Annotated in this window: 13 protein-coding genes; 11 read left to right on the top strand and 2 right to left on the bottom strand. The window is 71.1% G+C overall.

The genetic code is table 11. The annotated features are described in order from the left end of the window. Positions 1-111: 111 nt before the first annotated feature. From FS769_RS14485 to FS769_RS17205, 3 genes are read left to right on the top strand one after another with little or no spacing between them, the layout of a single operon-like run. On the top strand, positions 112-2,040 hold the full coding sequence (locus FS769_RS14485) for a heparinase II/III family protein (protein ID WP_144834607.1): 1,929 nt from the start codon (positions 112-114) through the stop codon (positions 2,038-2,040). Continuing rightward, positions 2,037-3,143, top strand: a complete 1,107-nt coding sequence (locus FS769_RS14480) for a substrate-binding domain-containing protein (protein ID WP_144834605.1) — start codon at positions 2,037-2,039, stop codon at positions 3,141-3,143. The genes FS769_RS14485 and FS769_RS14480 overlap by 4 nt, the downstream gene beginning before the upstream one ends. Next, positions 3,140-4,729, top strand: a complete 1,590-nt coding sequence (locus FS769_RS17205) for a DapH/DapD/GlmU-related protein (protein WP_144834603.1) — start codon at positions 3,140-3,142, stop codon at positions 4,727-4,729. The genes FS769_RS14480 and FS769_RS17205 overlap by 4 nt, the downstream gene beginning before the upstream one ends. Positions 4,730-4,770: 41 nt before the next feature. On the opposite strand, the gene FS769_RS14470 is transcribed toward FS769_RS17205, so the two are convergent. After that, a complete protein-coding gene (locus FS769_RS14470) occupies positions 4,771-5,814 on the bottom strand; it encodes a LacI family DNA-binding transcriptional regulator (protein WP_186325562.1) in 1,044 nt (347 codons plus the stop codon). Positions 5,815-5,927: 113 nt separating this feature from the next. Here FS769_RS14470 and FS769_RS14465 point away from each other — a divergent pair, with 113 nt between their 5' ends. The 7 genes from FS769_RS14465 to FS769_RS14435 all read left to right on the top strand — a co-directional run bounded on the left by FS769_RS14465 (position 5,928) and on the right by FS769_RS14435 (position 13,679). After that, positions 5,928-6,851, top strand: coding sequence for a carbohydrate ABC transporter permease (locus FS769_RS14465; protein WP_144834602.1), 924 nt, complete (start codon positions 5,928-5,930; stop codon positions 6,849-6,851). Next, positions 6,848-7,783, top strand: coding sequence for a carbohydrate ABC transporter permease (locus tag FS769_RS14460; protein ID WP_186325561.1), 936 nt, complete (start codon positions 6,848-6,850; stop codon positions 7,781-7,783). The genes FS769_RS14465 and FS769_RS14460 overlap by 4 nt, the downstream gene beginning before the upstream one ends. An 88-nt stretch (positions 7,784-7,871) precedes the next feature. Beyond that, the gene (locus FS769_RS14455) at positions 7,872-9,221 is read left to right on the top strand and encodes a sugar ABC transporter substrate-binding protein (RefSeq protein WP_144834600.1); all 1,350 of its coding nucleotides are present in this window, start codon (positions 7,872-7,874) and stop codon (positions 9,219-9,221) included. A 73-nt stretch (positions 9,222-9,294) separates the two neighbouring features. Beyond that, entirely contained in the window at positions 9,295-10,815 is a 1,521-nt protein-coding gene (locus tag FS769_RS14450) for an alpha-N-arabinofuranosidase (protein ID WP_144834598.1), read from the top strand. A 13-nt stretch (positions 10,816-10,828) separates the two neighbouring features. After that, positions 10,829-12,547 carry a beta-galactosidase gene (locus FS769_RS14445; protein ID WP_144834597.1) on the top strand — a complete coding sequence of 573 codons (1,719 nt, stop codon included), beginning with the start codon at positions 10,829-10,831 and terminating at the stop codon, positions 12,545-12,547. A 131-nt stretch (positions 12,548-12,678) separates the two neighbouring features. Then, positions 12,679-13,242, top strand: a complete 564-nt coding sequence (locus FS769_RS14440; RefSeq protein ID WP_144834595.1) for a pyridoxamine 5'-phosphate oxidase family protein — start codon at positions 12,679-12,681, stop codon at positions 13,240-13,242. Then, a complete protein-coding gene (locus tag FS769_RS14435; protein ID WP_144834593.1) occupies positions 13,239-13,679 on the top strand; it encodes a cupin domain-containing protein in 441 nt (146 codons plus the stop codon). The genes FS769_RS14440 and FS769_RS14435 overlap by 4 nt, the downstream gene beginning before the upstream one ends. Before the next feature lie 55 nt (positions 13,680-13,734). Here the strand turns inward: FS769_RS14435 and FS769_RS14430 are convergent, their stop codons facing one another. After that, a complete protein-coding gene (locus FS769_RS14430) occupies positions 13,735-15,006 on the bottom strand; it encodes an MFS transporter (protein WP_260979772.1) in 1,272 nt (423 codons plus the stop codon). A gap of 69 nt (positions 15,007-15,075) precedes the next feature. Between FS769_RS14430 and FS769_RS14425 the strand changes: the two genes are divergently transcribed. After that, a complete protein-coding gene (locus FS769_RS14425) occupies positions 15,076-15,660 on the top strand; it encodes a TetR/AcrR family transcriptional regulator (RefSeq protein ID WP_144784378.1) in 585 nt (194 codons plus the stop codon). Positions 15,661-15,692: the final 32 nt, after the last annotated feature.

Below are 15,692 nucleotides of genomic sequence, written 5' to 3'. Positions count from 1 at the left end.
TGAGTGAACGATGGCGAGCGTATCAACCAAAAAAGAACACCACAACATGTTTCTTGAATGATCCTGATCGTTTATGATCGATTTAGCGGCCCACCCCGCTGAAGGAGACCGATGTCGTTCCCGTCCCCCGTGTTCCGCGGGCCCCTCGCCGAGGCGTTCACGGCGCCCGCAGCGACCGTGCTGCGCGACCCCGATGAGGCGCTCCCCCTCCGCCCGGCGACCGACCGCGACACCTGGGCTCGCGGGGGCATCATCGACGCCCCCGGCATCGAGGCCGTTCGCGCGATCGCGGAGGCCGAGCGGACGACCGTCTGGCCCCACCCCCGCGCGAGCGACGCCGCCCGCGTGCACCGCGACGGCGACCGGACCGCGTGGGAAGACGCCGCCTTCGCCCGTCAGCGCCGGCTGAGCCGCGTCACGGCTCTGGCCGCCGTGACCCTCGACGAGACCTGGATCGACGAGGTCGTCGACGGGGTCGTGATGCTGTGCGAGCAGAGCTCGTGGTGCTGGCCCGCGCACGACGACAGCTTCCGCGTGCACGGGTCCGTGCTCGCCACGGTCACCGACCCGTTCGTCGACCTCGGTGCCGGAGAAGCGGTGGCGCAGCTCGCCTGGATCGATCACCTGCTCGCCTCCGCCCTCGACGAGCGTGCCCCGGGCCTGCGCGCCCGCGTGCGGCACGAGGCGCGCACGCGCATCTTCGAGCCGTTCCTGCGACGGCGCGACTGGCACTGGATCGGGCTCGACGGCGACGTGCACAACTGGAATCCGTGGATCCACGGCAACATCGTCGTCGCAGCACTCCGCCTGCTCGACCAGCCCGACGAAGGGGAGGAACGGGCGGCGATCATCGCCCTCGCCGTCGAGGGACTCGACCGCTACGTCGCCTCCCTCCCCGCCGACGGCGCGATCGACGAGGGCTACGCCTACTGGTGGAACGGCGCTTGCCGTGCCCTCGAGGTGCTCGACGTGCTCGCCCACGCGACCGACGGGGCCTGGGACGCCACCGGCATCGGAGCCCTGCGCGAGACCGTGGCCTTTCCGCACCGCAGCCATCTCGGCGGCGACTGGTACGTCAACCACGCCGACGGGCAGGCCCGTCCGCCGGCTGACCAGCCCTGGCACGCCCTGCACCGCGCGGCACGCCGGTTCGGCGACGCGGATGCCGCCGCCCTGGCCGCCTCGCATCGCCTCCCCGCTGCACCGGCGGCGACCGAGCGGGAGGGCCTCGGACGGCTGCTGCGCGGGCTCACCGACCCGGACTGGCTCGCGGCGGCTCCGACCGAGGCGCCCCTCCCCCGCGACGTATGGCTTCCCTCGACCCAGGTCTTCCTCGCCCGCGAGAGCGCGGGAACCCCGCGCGGACTCACGCTCGTCGCCAAGGGCGCCCACAACGGCGAGCACCACAACCACAACGACGTCGGCTCGTTCGTCGTCGCGGTCGACGGCGTGCCGGTGATCGTCGATGCCGGGCGCCCCACCTACACCGCGGCCACCTTCGGCCCCGACCGCTACGACATCTGGACGATGCAGAGCGCGTGGCACAACGTGCCCGTCGTGCGCGGAACGGACCAGCCTCCGGGGGCGGATGCCGCGGCCCGCGACGCCGCAGCCGTGATCGGCGACGACCGCTCGGTCTTCTCCGTCGACCTGGCCGGGGCGTATCCCGAAGCCGGGCTCGCCGAGTGGCGACGACGCGCCGAGCTCGACCGCGATGCCGCACGCGTCGAGATCGCCGACGACTGGCGGTTCGACGACGGCGCCTCGACCAGCGATGACACGGTGCTGCACCTCGTCGTCGCCGGCGACGTCGACCTCGATACCGGCGCGGCGCTCGTCCGCCCGATCGCCGACGGCCGCGCCGTCCGCGTGCGGTGGCCCGACGACATCGACGCGCGCGCCGAGGTGCGCGATCTCGACGACCCCCTGCTCACCGAGGTGTGGGGACCGCGACTCACGCGGCTCGCCCTGCCCCTGGCATCCCGCACCACGTTCCGGCTCACGGTAGAACTGGACACACCGACCGAGGACACCCCATGACCGACACCACCCCGCACGCGCCCCTGGCCGCAGAGCGTCGCGCCCACATCGTGAGCGCCCTGCGCACCGAGGGAGCCGTGCGCATCTCGCAGCTGACCGAAGACCTCGGTGTGGCCACCGTGACGCTGCGGCGCGACCTCGCCCAGCTCGAGAAGGAGGGGGTGCTGCGCCGCGTGCACGGCGGCGCCGTGCCCGGCGAGACCGCGCCCGCGCGGTCCGCGCACGACGCCGACGGCGCCGACACCGCTGTCGGCTCGATCGCCGTGCTGGTGCCCTCACTGGCCTACTACTGGCCCGGGGTGGTGCGGGGGATGGAAGACGCGGCCGGCCGGCTCGGGTACAAGATGCTGCTGCGCGGCGCCTCGTACGAGCTGCAGGACGAACGCCCCGTGCTCGAGCGCCTCGTGACCGGCGGCGACGTGCGCGGGTTGATCGTCGCGCCCAACACCGACACCGCCCACGCCCGCGACGTCATGGCCTGGCTCGCCGACTGCCCGGTGCCCAGCGTGCTCGTCGAACGCGACGCCGTGCTCGAGCCCGGCGGGACGCCGATGGAGTCGGTCACCACCGATCACGCCCTCGGCGCGCTGTTGGCCGCACGCCACCTCGCCACCCTCGGCCACCGCAAGGTGGGGCTCATCCTGTCGCGCCACTCCCCCACCTCGCGCAAGATCGCGCGCGGCTGGCAGACGGCGTGCGAGGAGCTCGAGCTCACGCCGGCCGATCACTTCGAGCAGACCCTGCCCGACCGCACGAGCCCCGACTTCTCCGCCGTCGTCAACGCCACGCTCGACTCGGCGCTCGCGACCGGGGTGACGGCTCTGCTCGTGCACTCCGACCCCGAGGCGATGGCCTTCGTCGACCTGGCCCTGACCCGCGGCATCTCGGTGCCCGACGACCTGTCGATCATCGCGTACGACGACGAGGTGGCGCAGTTGTTCACCCCCGCTCTCACCGCCGTCAGCCCGCCGCGCGCGAGCGTCGGCGAGGCGGCCGTCGAGCTGCTGGCCCGGCGCATCGCCGAGCCCGACCGTCCCGTGCACCGCGTGCAGCTCAGCCCGCGCCTGAACATCCGCGCCTCGACGGCGGCCCCGCGGTCATGACAGGCCCTGCGGCCCACGACTTCTCGCCGTGGACGTTCCCCGGCGCGGCGTCACCCGCCGAACGGCGGCGCCAGGGCGCGCACCTCGACGAGCTGCGCACCGCGCACCCGGGGTGGTCGCTCGGCGACGGGGTGTTCGTGTCGGAGCACGCGGGAGTGGATGCCGACGACCTCACCCTCGGCGACCGCTCGTACATCGCGACGGGGGCGTACCTCACCGGGTCGCTGCGGATCGGTGCCGATTGCTCGATCAACCCGTACACGGTCGTGCGCGGCGACGTGCACCTCGGCGATGCGGTGCGCGTGGGGGCGCACACCTCGATCATCGGGTTCAACCACTCGTTCGAGCCGGGGGTGGAGGTCTTCCGCCAACCGTTGACCTCGCGCGGCGTGCGCATCGGCTCCGACGTCTGGATCGGCTCGCACGTCGTGGTGCTCGACGGCGTCTCGGTCGGCGACCACGCGGTGCTCGCGGCGGGGGCGGTCGTGACGAAGGACGTGCCGGCGGGCGCGATCGTGGGCGGCAATCCGGCCCGGCTGCTGCGGTGGCGCGTGCAGCCGGCATCCGCTGCGCCCTCCCTGCACGACGACCTGCGCCGGTTCGCCGACACCGCGCGCGCCGACCTTCCCGCGATCCTCGCGGCGAGCGCGACCGACGACGGTTTCCGCGATCGCGCGGGCGCCGCCTCGTCACTGCGGGCGCTGTGCGACGCGGTCGAACTGAGCGACCTGCTGACGGCTGAGCCTCCGCCGGGCGGCTCGCGCGACGAATGGGTCGAACGCATCGCGGGGCAGCAGCGACCGCACACGGGATTGATGACGGATGCCGCCTCGCTCTGGGACGACCCCGAGGCGGCCTACGGCGTACTCAGCGCGGGGTACGCCCTCGATCTGCTGGGCGCCGGGTTCCGGCATCCGTTCGTCGACGTCGCCGACGACGCCGCTGCCGTCGTCGCGCGACTCGACGACCTGCCGTGGACCGACGATCCCTGGCGGGCCGGCCATCACGTCGATGCGTTCGGCACCGCCCTGCGGTGGAGCCGCCGGCGCGGCGACCGTGTCGCCCCCGGGACGGCGGAGGCCCTCTTCGGGTGGCTCGCGCTGCGCGCGGATCCCGGCACCGGCATGTGGGGCTCCGCCCGGCCCGACGAGGGACTGCGGCTGGTGGTCAACGGCTTCTACCGCGCCTCGCGCGGGACCCTCGCCCAATTCGGCGTCGCGCCCGCCCACCCCGAAGCCGTCATCGACACCGTGCTGCGCCACGCGCGCGATGACCGGTGGATGCGCCCCGACCGCCGCGACGCGTGCACGGTGCTCGACATCGCCCACCCCCTCTGGCTCACCCGGCAGACGGGGTACCGCCGCGCGGAGGTGCGCGAACTGGCGGGCGAGCTGCTGCGTCACGCGCTCACCGGCTGGCGCGAGGGCGCCGGCGCGGCGTTCCGCCTCGACGCCGACGATCCGGGGCTGCAGGGCACCGAGATGTGGCTCACCATCGTCTGGCACCTCGCCGACCTGCTCGAGGCCTCCGACGCCCTGGGCTTTCGCCCGCGCGGGGTGCACCGGCCCGAGCCGGCACCGCTCTGAGGCCCGCGGGAGGTCCCACGGAACCCGCGTCGCCCGGGGCGTCAGCGCGGGCCGGAGCTCGCGCGCACGACCAGCGAGGTGGGGACGAGGGTGCGGGCGTGCTCGCCGCCGGATCCCTCGATGTCGGCGATCAAGGCGCTCATGGCCTCTTCGCCCACCCGCTCGAAACGCTGACGCACGGTGGTCAGCGGGGGCCAGAAGTTCGCGGCCTCGGGCATGTCGTCGAAACCGACCACGCTGACCTCGCCCGGCACGGCTCGACCCGCCTCGTGCAGGGCGCGGATCACCCCGAGCGCCATCTGGTCGTTCGCGGCGAACACCGCCGTCACCTCGGGTCGCTGCGCGAGATCAGCGCCGATGCGATGGCCCGACTCCGCGGTCCAGTCGCCGATGAGCACGTCGGGCACGCGGCATCCGCGTGACTCGAGGGCCGCTCGCCAGGCGACGCGACGACGCTCGGCGGCGAACGATTCGAGCGGGCCCGACACGTGCCAGACGCTCTCGTGGCCCAAGTCGAGCAGGTGCTCGGTGGCCAGCCGGGCGCCTTGCGCCTGGTCGTTGTCGACGACCGCGTAGGGATAGTCGGCGCTGGAGTCGACGACCACGACCGGCAACCCCGAGGGGATCGACAGCTCGTTCTCGCCGAGGCGGTGCGTCTCGATGAGGATCACGATGCCGTCGACGGCGTGTTCGCGCAGGCGCAGGAAGGCCCCCGACACATCGGACTGCGACGCGGAGTGCAGCGTGATGAGCGTGATGGAGTATCCGGATGCCGCGGCCACCGACGCGAGGGCGTCGAGGGTGCGCGTGTTGCCGTAGGAGCTGAGCGAGAACATGATCACGCCGATGCTGCGGAACCGCCCGGAGCGCAGCGCCCGCGCCGCGCTGTTGGGGCGGTAGCCGAGGGTCGCCATCGCATCGAGCACGCGCTGCCGGGTGTCGGGGTCGACATTGGTGCGACCGTTCGCCACGCGCGAGACCGTCTGGCCCGACACGCCCGCGGCCGCAGCCACATCGGCCATCGACACTTCGCGGCGGCGCCCTCGCGCCGGGATCGCGGGCGACGTCGTCGTCGTCTCGCTCATGCGGGCCCCCTCTGGGATGTTGACGTTGACACCCTAGCGCGAACCTGGTTATGTTTACGTCAACATCCGAGCCACCCCGACTCGGATGCGCATAAACGAAGAGGCACCGGACGATGACGACCACCGCGGCACCCCCGCCCGCCCTGCGCACCCCGAAACGCAAGCGGCGCTCCCGTATCGACGACCGCGGCTGGCTGTTCGTGGCACCGTTCGCGCTCGTGTTCGCGCTGGTGTTCCTCGCCCCGCTCGCGTTCTCGATCTACCTCAGCCTGTTCCGCGACCAGCTGATCGGCGGCAACGCCTTCGTCGGCCTCGACAACTACGTCACCGCCCTCGGCGACGAGAAGTTCTGGGACGGCCTGGGGCGCGTGGCGATCTTCCTCGTCGTGCAGGTGCCGGTCATGCTGCTGCTCGCGTTGGCCGCGGCGCTCGCCATCGACAGCGCGCGCCTGCACGCCGCCGGCTTCTACCGCATCGTGATCTTCCTGCCCTACGCCGTGCCCGCCGTCGTGGCGGTGCTGATGTGGGGGTACATCTACGGCGACCAGTTCGGTCTCACCCGCAACCTCAACGACCTGCTCGGCGGCAACGTCGTGCAGCCGTTCGTGCCCGAGTGGATGCTGGTGTCGATCGGCAACATCGTCACCTGGCAGTTCGTCGGCTACAACATGCTGATCTTCTACTCGTCGCTCAAGACGATTCCGAACGAGCTGTACGAAGCGGCATCCATCGACGGTGCCGGAGCGTGGCGCACCATCTTCTCGATCAAGATCCCCGCGGTCCGCGGCGCGATCGTGATCGCGACGATCTTCTCGATCATCGGCAGCTTCCAGCTCTTCAACGAGCCGAACATCCTCAAGCCCCTGGCCCCGAACACGATCTCGACGTTCTTCACGCCGAACATGTACGCGTACAACCTCTCGTTCGCCGGTCAGCAGTACAACTACGCGGCCACGATCGCCATCATCATGGGCATCGTCACGGCCGTCATCGCCTACGTCGTGCAGCTGCGCGGCTCACGTCAGGAGGCGCGATGACCACCGCGACCGCACCCCGCACCGATACCGTCAGCGCGACCGCCCCCGCGGCCCGCCGTCCCCGTGGCTTCGCCCGCAGCTCCACGCCGCGCAGCAAGAAGTCGGTCGTGCTGAGCATCGTGATGGGCCTGTACCTGCTGTACACGCTCGTGCCGCTGGCCTGGCTGCTCATCAACGCCACCAAGACCCAGCCCGACCTGTTCACCACGTTCGGCCTGGGCCCGGGCAACAGCTTCGCCCTGTTCGACAACATCGCCGCGACCCTCACCTACCGCGACGGCATCTTCGTGCGCTGGCTCGTCAACACGCTGCTGTACGTCGTCGTCGGCGCGGGCGGGGCGACCCTGCTGGCCACCCTCGCCGGCTACGGCCTGGCCAAGTACAACTTCCGCGGTCGCAAGGCGGTCTTCGCGGTCGTGCTGGGCGCGATCGCCGTGCCCGGAACCGCGCTGGCGGTGCCGACCTTCCTGCTGTTCAGCCAGCTGGGACTCACCAACACCCCGTGGGCGATCATCATCCCCTCGCTCATCAGCCCGTTCGGGCTCTACCTCATCTGGGTCTACGCCTCGGATGCCATCCCCACCGAGCTGCTCGAGGCGGCGCGCATGGACGGCGCGGGTGAGTTCCGCACCTTCTTCACCATCTCGATCCGGCTGCTGACCCCCGGCATCGTCACCGTGCTGCTGTTCGCCGTCGTCGCGACGTGGAACAACTACTTCCTCCCGCTGATCATGCTGAGCGACCCGGCCTGGTACCCGCTGACCGTCGGACTCAACCAGTGGAACGCCCAGGCGACCGGCGTCGGCGCCCAGCCGATCTACAACCTCGTCATCACCGGCGCCCTGCTGTCGATCATCCCGATCGTCGCCGCGTTCCTGGTGCTGCAGCGCTTCTGGCAGTCGGGCCTGAGCGCCGGCAGCGTCAAGCAGTGACCCCCTGACTCCCCTCCCCGCGGCATCCGTTCCGGGTCGCCGCACCTGCACCCGCACCACATCCACAACAACGAAGTAGAGGAATCCGATGACATTCATGCGCAAGGGATCCGCCGCGCGGCGGGCCGTCTTCGCCGTCGCCGCCACCGCTCTGTCGGTGGGCGCGCTCACCGCGTGCTCGGGAGGTGGCGCCGGGGGTGGTGCCGCCGGCTCGGCCGACGACATCGAGAAGGCCCTCGAGGCCGGTGGCGAGATCACGTACTGGTCGTGGACCCCCTCGGCCGAGGCGCAGGTCAAGGCCTTCCAGGAGAAGTACCCCAAGGTCAAGGTCAACCTCGTCAACGCGGGCACCAACACCGACGAGTACACCAAGCTGCAGAACGCCATCAAGGCCGGCTCGGGCGCCCCCGACGTCGTGCAGATCGAGTACTACGCCTTCCCGCAGTTCGCCCTCTCCGACTCGCTGCTCGACCTGTCGTCGTACGGCTTCGGCGACCTCTCGGGCGACTACAGCTCGGGGCCGTGGAACTCGGTGCAGTTCGACGGCAAGATCTACGGCCTCCCGCAGGACTCGGGCCCCATGGCCCTGTTCTACAACAAGGAGGTCTTCGACCAGTTCGGCATCTCCGTGCCCACCACGTGGGACGAGTACTACGCCGCAGCGCAGAAGCTGCACGCCGCCGACCCGTCGAAGTACATCACCTCCGACACCGGCGACTCCGGCTTCGCCACGAGCATGATCTGGCAGGCCGGCGGCACCCCCTTCAAGACCTCCGGCACCGACGTGACCGTCGACCTGCAGGACGAGGGTTCGAAGACCTTCGCCGACAACTGGAACCGTTTCATCGAGGGCGGCCTGCTCGCCGACACCCCCGCGTGGAGCGACGAGTGGTTCAAGGGCCTCGGTGACGGTTCGATCGCGACGCTCATCACGGGCGCGTGGATGCCCGGCTCGCTCGAGGCCTCGGTTCCCGAGGGCTCCGGCAAGTGGGCCGTCGCGCCCATCCCGACCTACGACGGCACGCCCGTCACGGCCGAGAACGGTGGCGGCGGTCAGGCCGTGGTCAAGCAAAGCAAGAACCCCGCTCTCGCGGCCGGCTTCCTGAAGTGGCTGAACAACGACGAAGACAGCATCAAGATCTTCGCGGAGTCGGGCGGCTTCCCCTCCACCACTGCTCAGCTGAGCGACCCGGAGTTCGTCGACCAGGCCTCGGACTACTTCGGCGGACAGAAGATCAACGAGGTGCTCACCCAGGCCTCGAGCGAGGTCCGCGAGGGCTGGAGCTACCTGCCCTTCCAGGTCTACGCGAACAGCATCTTCAGCGACACCGTCGGCCAGGCCTACGCCAACAAGAGCGACTTGAACGCGGGGCTTTCGACCTGGCAGGACCAGCTCGTGCAGTACGGCAACGACCAGGGCTTCTCGGTCAACAAGTAAGTCAGCAGAACACCGGGGCGGGTCGCGTGCACGCATGCGACCCGCCCTTCCCTTCCCCGCAGGAGAGACCCGAATGACCTCCCCCACCCGCATCTCGGTCGACCGCACGGCGCTCGGAGCCGAGGTCCCCCGCCGCCTGTTCGGCTCGTTCGTCGAGCACATGGGTCGCTGCGTCTACGACGGCATCCACTCCCCCGAGCACGCCGCCGCCGACGCGAACGGCTTCCGCGCCGACGTGCTCGAGCTCGTGCGCGAGCTCGGCGCGACCGTCGTGCGTTACCCCGGCGGCAACTTCGTCTCGGGCTACCGGTGGGAAGACGGCGTCGGCCCCCGCGACCAGCGCCCCGTGCGCCTCGAGGCGGCGTGGCACAGCACCGAGACGAACCAGGTCGGCCTGCACGAGTTCGCCGGTTGGGCGGATGCCGCGGGGCTCGAGGTCATGGAGGCCGTCAACCTCGGCACCCGCGGTGTGGCCGAGGCCGCCGACCTGCTCGAGTACGCCAACCACCCCTCCGGCACCGCGCTCAGCGACCGTCGCCGTGAGAACGGCCGCGGAGAGCCCTTCGGCATCCGCCTGTGGTGCCTCGGCAACGAGATGGACGGCCCGTGGCAGATCGGCCACAAGACCGCCGACGAGTACGGCCGCCTCGCCGCCGAGACCGCGCGCATGATGCGCTTCCTCGACCCCTCGATCGAGCTGGTCGCCGCGGGCAGCTCGAACCACGAGATGCCGACGTTCGGCGCGTGGGAGCGCAGCGTGCTGCGCCACACGGCGGGTCTCGTCGACCACATCTCGGTGCACGCGTACTACGAGGAAGACCCCTCCGACCCGGCGAGCTTCCTCGCCAGCGGCGCAGCCCTCGACCGCTACATCGGCGAGGTCGCCGACATCATCGACGAGGTCGGCGCGACCACCCCCGATGGCGGCACGATCGGCATCAGCGTCGACGAGTGGAACGTCTGGAACCAGACCCGCTGGAACGAGGTCGACAAGCCGCGCGTGTTCACCGGCGACTGGCCGATCGCCCCGCGCCTCATCGAAGACGACTACACCGTCACCGACGCGGTCGTCGTCGGCTCCCTGCTCATCACGCTCATCCGCCGCTCCGACCGCGTCTCGATGGCGAACCTCGCGCAGCTGGTCAACGTCATCGCGCCGATCCGCACCGAGCCCGGTGGCGGCGCCGCCTGGCGGCAGAGCACGTTCCACCCCTTCGCCCTGACGGCCCCGGCCGCCACCGGTCGGGTCGTGCACCCCCGCGTCGAGGGAGACACGATCGACACCGCCCGCCACGGCACCGTCGACGCGGTCGACGCCGTGGCGACCGTCGACGGCGATGCCGTGTCGGTGTTCCTCGCGCACCGCGCCCTCGACGCGGCGACCCCCGTCGAGCTCGACCTCGGCCGTGTCGCCGACGTCGAGGCGGTCGTGGTCACGATCCCCGAAGGCGGCGACCGCCACACCACCAACTCCGCCGACGGCGAGCCCGTCGCGCCGGCGACCCTCGCGGTCGAGGCCGGCTCCGACGGCATCCTGCGCTTCACCCTCCCCGCCCTCGCCTGGGTGCGCCTGACCGCGCGCCTCATCGACTGACCCGAAAGACACCGTGACGACTTTCTCCATCGGCGAGACCGACTTCCTGCTCGACGGGAAGCCCCACCAGGTCATCTCCGGAACCCTGCACTATTTCCGCATCCACCCCGAGCACTGGGCCGACCGCATCCGCACGGCCAAGGCGATGGGGCTGAACACCATCGAGACCTACGTCGCGTGGAACGCGCATGAGCCGGTCCGCGGCGAGTGGGATGCCACCGGGTGGAACGACCTGGGCCGCTTCCTCGACCTCATCGCCGAAGAGGGCCTGCACGCGATCGTGCGACCCGGCCCCTACATCTGCGCGGAGTGGCACAACGGCGGGCTGCCCGTGTGGCTGACGTCGACGCCGGGCATCGGCATCCGTCGCTCCGAACCGCAGTTCATAAAGGCGGTGTCGGAGTACCTCCGTCGCGTGTACGAGATCGTCGCCCCGCGCCAGATCGACCGCGGCGGCAACGTCGTGCTCGTGCAGATCGAGAACGAATACGGCGCCTACGGCTCCGACAAGGACTACCTGCGCGAGCTCGTGCGGGTGACGAAGGACGCCGGCATCACGGTGCCGCTGACCACCGTCGACCAGCCGATGCCGTGGATGCTCGAGGCCGGGAGCCTGCCCGAACTGCACCTCACCGGCTCGTTCGGCTCACGCAGCGAGGACCGCCTCGCGACCCTCCGAGAGCACCAGAGCACCGGCCCGCTGATGTGCAGCGAGTTCTGGGACGGGTGGTTCGACTGGTGGGGCAGCATCCACCACACGACCGACCCCGCGGCATCCGCCCACGACCTCGACGTGCTGCTCGCCGCGGGCGCCTCGGTGAACATCTACATGGTGCACGGCGGAACGAACTTCGGCACCACGAACGGTGCGAACGACAAGGGCCGCTACGACCCCATCGTCACGTCCTACGACTACGACGCCCCGATCGACGAGTCGGGCCACCCGACGGCGAAGTTCCACGCGTTCCGCGAGGTCATCGCCAAGTACGCGCCCGTGCCCGACCTCGTCCCCGAGCCCCGGCCCGATGCGCCCGTCTTCGAGGTCGCCCTGTCGGGCGAGGGCGAGTGGATGCCGGCAGCCACCGGTCCCGTCTCGCCCGCTCCCGCGACCTTCGAGCAGCTCGCGCACCTCGGGCCCCTCGTGCGCTACGACGTCGACCTGCCCGCGTTCTCGGGCCCCGCGGCGGTGGTGTTCGACGAGGTGCGCGACCTCGCGTGGGTGCACGTCGACGGCACTCCCGTCGGTCGCCTGTCGCGCGCGCTGCACGAGCGTGCGCTGACGATCCCCGCCGGCTCGCGGTTGACGGTGCTCGTGGAGGACCAAGGCCGGGTGAACTACGCCGACCGCCTCGGCGAGGCGAAGGGACTGATCGGCGCAGTCACCCTGAACGGCGAACCGCTCACGGGCTGGACCGCGTCGCCCATCGACCTCGACACCGTCGAAGGCGCCGGCACCGGCTCGATCGGCCGGGCGTTCCTGCGCGGATCGTTCGACCTCGATGCCCCCGCCGACCTGTTCCTCGACACCACGGGGTGGGGCAAGGGCTTCGCCTTCGTCAACGGCTTCTTCCTCGGCCGCTACTGGAACACCGTGCCGCAGAACACGCTCTACGTGCCCGGCCCCGCGACCCGCGCCGGGGCGAACGAGATCGTCGTGCTCGAGCTCGAGCACGCGGTCGAGCCCGTCGCGCGCTTCGTCGCCGCCCCGTCACTCGGGCAGCTCGAGGAGTAACACGTCACGAGAACAGGCGCGTGCGTCGAGAACAGGCCGGTCCCCCGCGGATCGGCCTGTTCTCGTTGCGGCGTCCTGTCCTCGTGACACGGCCCACGCGGAGCACGCCCGAGGAGGAGCAGGATGGAGGCATGACGATGGCCCCCTGGCTCCGCTCGCTCCCCTCCCTCACCGGCACCGCTCCGACTCCGGATGCCGAGCCCCTCCCCGACCAGCCGGAGGAGCTGTTCGAGCGGTGGATCCGGCAGGCCGTCGACGCCGGCGTGGCCGAGGCGCACGGTGCCACTCTCGCGACGGTCGATGCCGACGACATCCCGGACGCCCGCACGCTGATCCTCAAAGACCTCGGACCCGGCGGATGGGCCTTCGCCGGGCCGCGCGCCTCGGCGAAGGCGGCGCAGCTCGCCGCTCATCCCGCGGCGGCGCTGACCTTCTGGTGGCCGGCGGTGCTGCGCTCCGTGCGCGTGCGCGGGCGCGTGGTGGAGGCCTCGGCCGAGGAGTCGGCGGCGGATCTCGCCGCGCGCTCGGCCGCCGCGCGCGACGGCATCGGCCCGGGCGAGTGGGTGCTGTGGCGCCTGGTCGCCGACCGCGTGGAGTTCTGGCAGGGCTCCTCCGACCGCAAGCACCTCCGCACGATCTACCGTCGCACCGACGACGGCTGGCAGCTGACCTCCCCCGAGAGCGAGAACCGATGAGCGACTACGAGATCACCGAGATCGGCGGGCTCGACGCCTGGCGCGACCACTTCGGCGGGTTCGTCCCCGCCCGCTCGCGCGACGGGCGCCGCGTGGTCGACCACGAGTTGACGATGCAGTTCATCGGCATGACGGCGAACGCCCTCGCCCCCGGCGAGGAGGCCGGGTACTGGCACACGCACTCCCGCGTCGAGGAGCTGTACGTGTTCCTCGAGGGGCGCGGCCAGATGGGCCTCGACGATGACGTGGTCGACGTCGGCCCGGGCAGCGTCGTGCGGGTCGGGCAGGACGTGTGGCGCACATGGCGCGCGCTGCCCGAGAGCGACGGCGAGCTGCGCTGGCTCTGCATCCGTGCGGGCGGCGAGGCCCTCCCCCACATCCCCGACGACAGCACGCGCGACCCCGAGCGGCCGATGCCCTGGGGCCCTTCGGCGTAGAAGATTCCGGATGCCGCGGCGCGCGGCATCCGGAATCACCCTTCGATCGGGAGCGTCACTCCGTCACGGGCACGGGCTCCGCGGCATCCGGAACCTTCGCCGTGAGCGAGGGGCTCGTGAAGCGCGCCCGCCCGATGACCACGGCGGCGGCGACCATGAGCGCAGCGCCCAGCACGTAGGGCGCGGCGTGGGCCACGTGGGCGTAGAGCAGGCCCGCGACGAGTGGGGCGACGGTTCCGACCGCGGCGTTGAGCGACTGCGCGGCTCCGGCGATCCAGCCCTGCTCGTCGTCGCCGACGGCGTTGGAGAGCAGGCCGTCCATCGTGGCCTGGGCTGCACCCTGGCCCGCCGCGAGCGTCAGGGCACCGACGACGAACAGCCACGGCTGGGCGAGCAGCGACGCGACCCCGGCGAGGGCGACGAGTCCGACCGCCTGGGTGACGATGCCGCTGACCACGACGCCCCGCTCGCCGATGCGCGGCAGCAGGAATCCGAGCAGCACGCCCTGGATCGCGATGTCGATGATGCCGACGCACGCGGTGAGCAGGCCGATCGCGGTGGGGTTCCACGAGATGGCGTCGAGGGCGAGCACGCTGAAGTTGTTGACGAAGAACCCGAACGGCAGCCCCACGAGGATCAGGCCGATCATGATCCCGCGCAGCTCGGGCCGGCGGAACACCCCACGGAACACCGCGAACGGGTGCACCGCCCGCAGGTCGAGCGAGGTGATGCGCTTGGCCGGCGCGAGGCTCTCGGGCAGCAGGAGGATGCTGAGGATCGCGACCGTCAGCGCGAGTCCCGCGGTGACGAAGACGGGCAGGTCGACGTCGATCGCGGCGAGGGTGCCGCCGAGGGCGGGGCCGACCATCGTGCCGATGCCGGCCGTGGCGCCGAGCACGCCGAAGCGGCGGGCGCGCTTGTCGGGCGGGGTGATGTCGGCGAGGTAGGCGAAGAGGGCGGGAAGGTCGCCGGCGGTGACGCCCTGCACGATGCGGCCGAGCAGCAGCACCCAGAGCGCCCCGCCGATGCCGAAGAGCAGGAAGCCGAGGGCGGCGCCGAATCCGGCGACGATGATCACCGGTCGGCGACCGAAGCGGTCGGAGATGCGCCCGAGGAAGGGGGCGACGAGGAAGGCGCAGAGCGCGTTGACGGTCTCGAGGATGCCGACCCAGACGGCGAGGTCGGCGGGGTTCGACACGTAGCGGAGCACGACGAAGGGCAGCACGGGCAACACGACGGTCATCCCGGCGGTGGTCAGCGTCGTGATGACGACGAGCATGATCCAGGAACGGCGACCCTGCTGAGGGGAAGGAGAAAGTGAAGTCACGCCGTAACTGTACTCGTACCAGTTTCGTTGTCAATACAGTTTCCGATCGGTACCGGTAGACTGCCCCACATGAGCACAGACGTGGGTCGCCGAGAGCGCAAGAAGGCCGCCACCCGCAAGGCCATCTCCGACGCCGCGACGATGCTCTTCGTCGAGCGGGGCTTCGACGAGGTCAGCATCCGCGAGGTCGCCGACGCCGCCGACGTGTCGCCGACCACCGTGTTCGCGCACTTCCCGCAGAAGGAGGCGCTCGTCTTCGACGAAGACGATGCCCAGCGCGACCTGCTCGTGGGCGCCGTGCGCGACCGCGCCCCGGGCACCTCGGTGTCGGACGCCCTGCGCGAGCTCTACCGGCGCGAGCTCATCGGCTTGGCCTTCGACCCCACGGGCGATCACCGCCGGCAGTTCATGAAGCTGATCACCGAGACCCCCGCCCTGCACGAGTACGCCTCGCGCATGTGGCTCCGCCACGAAGACGCCCTCGCCCTGGCGATCGCCGAGACGACGGGGCAGAGCGCACCGGATGCCGAGACCCGGGTCTACGCGCGCATGGTGCTGCAGCTGCAGATCCTCGCGTTCGAGCACGACGACGCCGCGGAGACGATCGAGGCGGGCTTCCGCATCCTCGAGCGGGGATGGCGCGAGCCGCGCTGACGCTGGGGCCGGGCGGCGGTTTGGGGCGGATT

The sequence above is a fragment of the Microbacterium sp. BH-3-3-3 genome (assembly GCF_007679045.1).
Classification (GTDB): Bacteria; Actinomycetota; Actinomycetes; order Actinomycetales; family Microbacteriaceae; genus Microbacterium; species Microbacterium algihabitans.
Note: the sequence above shows the minus strand (reverse complement) of the source record. Positions and strands in the feature narration are given on the sequence as shown.

What these genes read in the sequence shown, in the direction of transcription:
- FS769_RS14485 (WP_144834607.1), top strand. Translation starts at nt 112, where the DNA reads ATGTCGTTCCCGTCCCCCGTGTTCCGCGGGCCCCTCGCCGAGGCGTTC.
- FS769_RS14480 (WP_144834605.1), top strand. Translation starts at nt 2,037, where the DNA reads ATGACCGACACCACCCCGCACGCGCCCCTGGCCGCAGAGCGTCGCGCC.
- FS769_RS17205 (WP_144834603.1), top strand. Translation starts at nt 3,140, where the DNA reads ATGACAGGCCCTGCGGCCCACGACTTCTCGCCGTGGACGTTCCCCGGC.
- FS769_RS14470 (WP_186325562.1), bottom strand. Translation starts at nt 5,814, where the DNA reads ATGAGCGAGACGACGACGACGTCGCCCGCGATCCCGGCGCGAGGGCGC.
- FS769_RS14465 (WP_144834602.1), top strand. Translation starts at nt 5,928, where the DNA reads ATGACGACCACCGCGGCACCCCCGCCCGCCCTGCGCACCCCGAAACGC.
- FS769_RS14460 (WP_186325561.1), top strand. Translation starts at nt 6,848, where the DNA reads ATGACCACCGCGACCGCACCCCGCACCGATACCGTCAGCGCGACCGCC.
- FS769_RS14455 (WP_144834600.1), top strand. Translation starts at nt 7,872, where the DNA reads ATGACATTCATGCGCAAGGGATCCGCCGCGCGGCGGGCCGTCTTCGCC.
- FS769_RS14450 (WP_144834598.1), top strand. Translation starts at nt 9,295, where the DNA reads ATGACCTCCCCCACCCGCATCTCGGTCGACCGCACGGCGCTCGGAGCC.
- FS769_RS14440 (WP_144834595.1), top strand. Translation starts at nt 12,679, where the DNA reads ATGACGATGGCCCCCTGGCTCCGCTCGCTCCCCTCCCTCACCGGCACC.
- FS769_RS14435 (WP_144834593.1), top strand. Translation starts at nt 13,239, where the DNA reads ATGAGCGACTACGAGATCACCGAGATCGGCGGGCTCGACGCCTGGCGC.
- FS769_RS14425 (WP_144784378.1), top strand. Translation starts at nt 15,076, where the DNA reads ATGAGCACAGACGTGGGTCGCCGAGAGCGCAAGAAGGCCGCCACCCGC.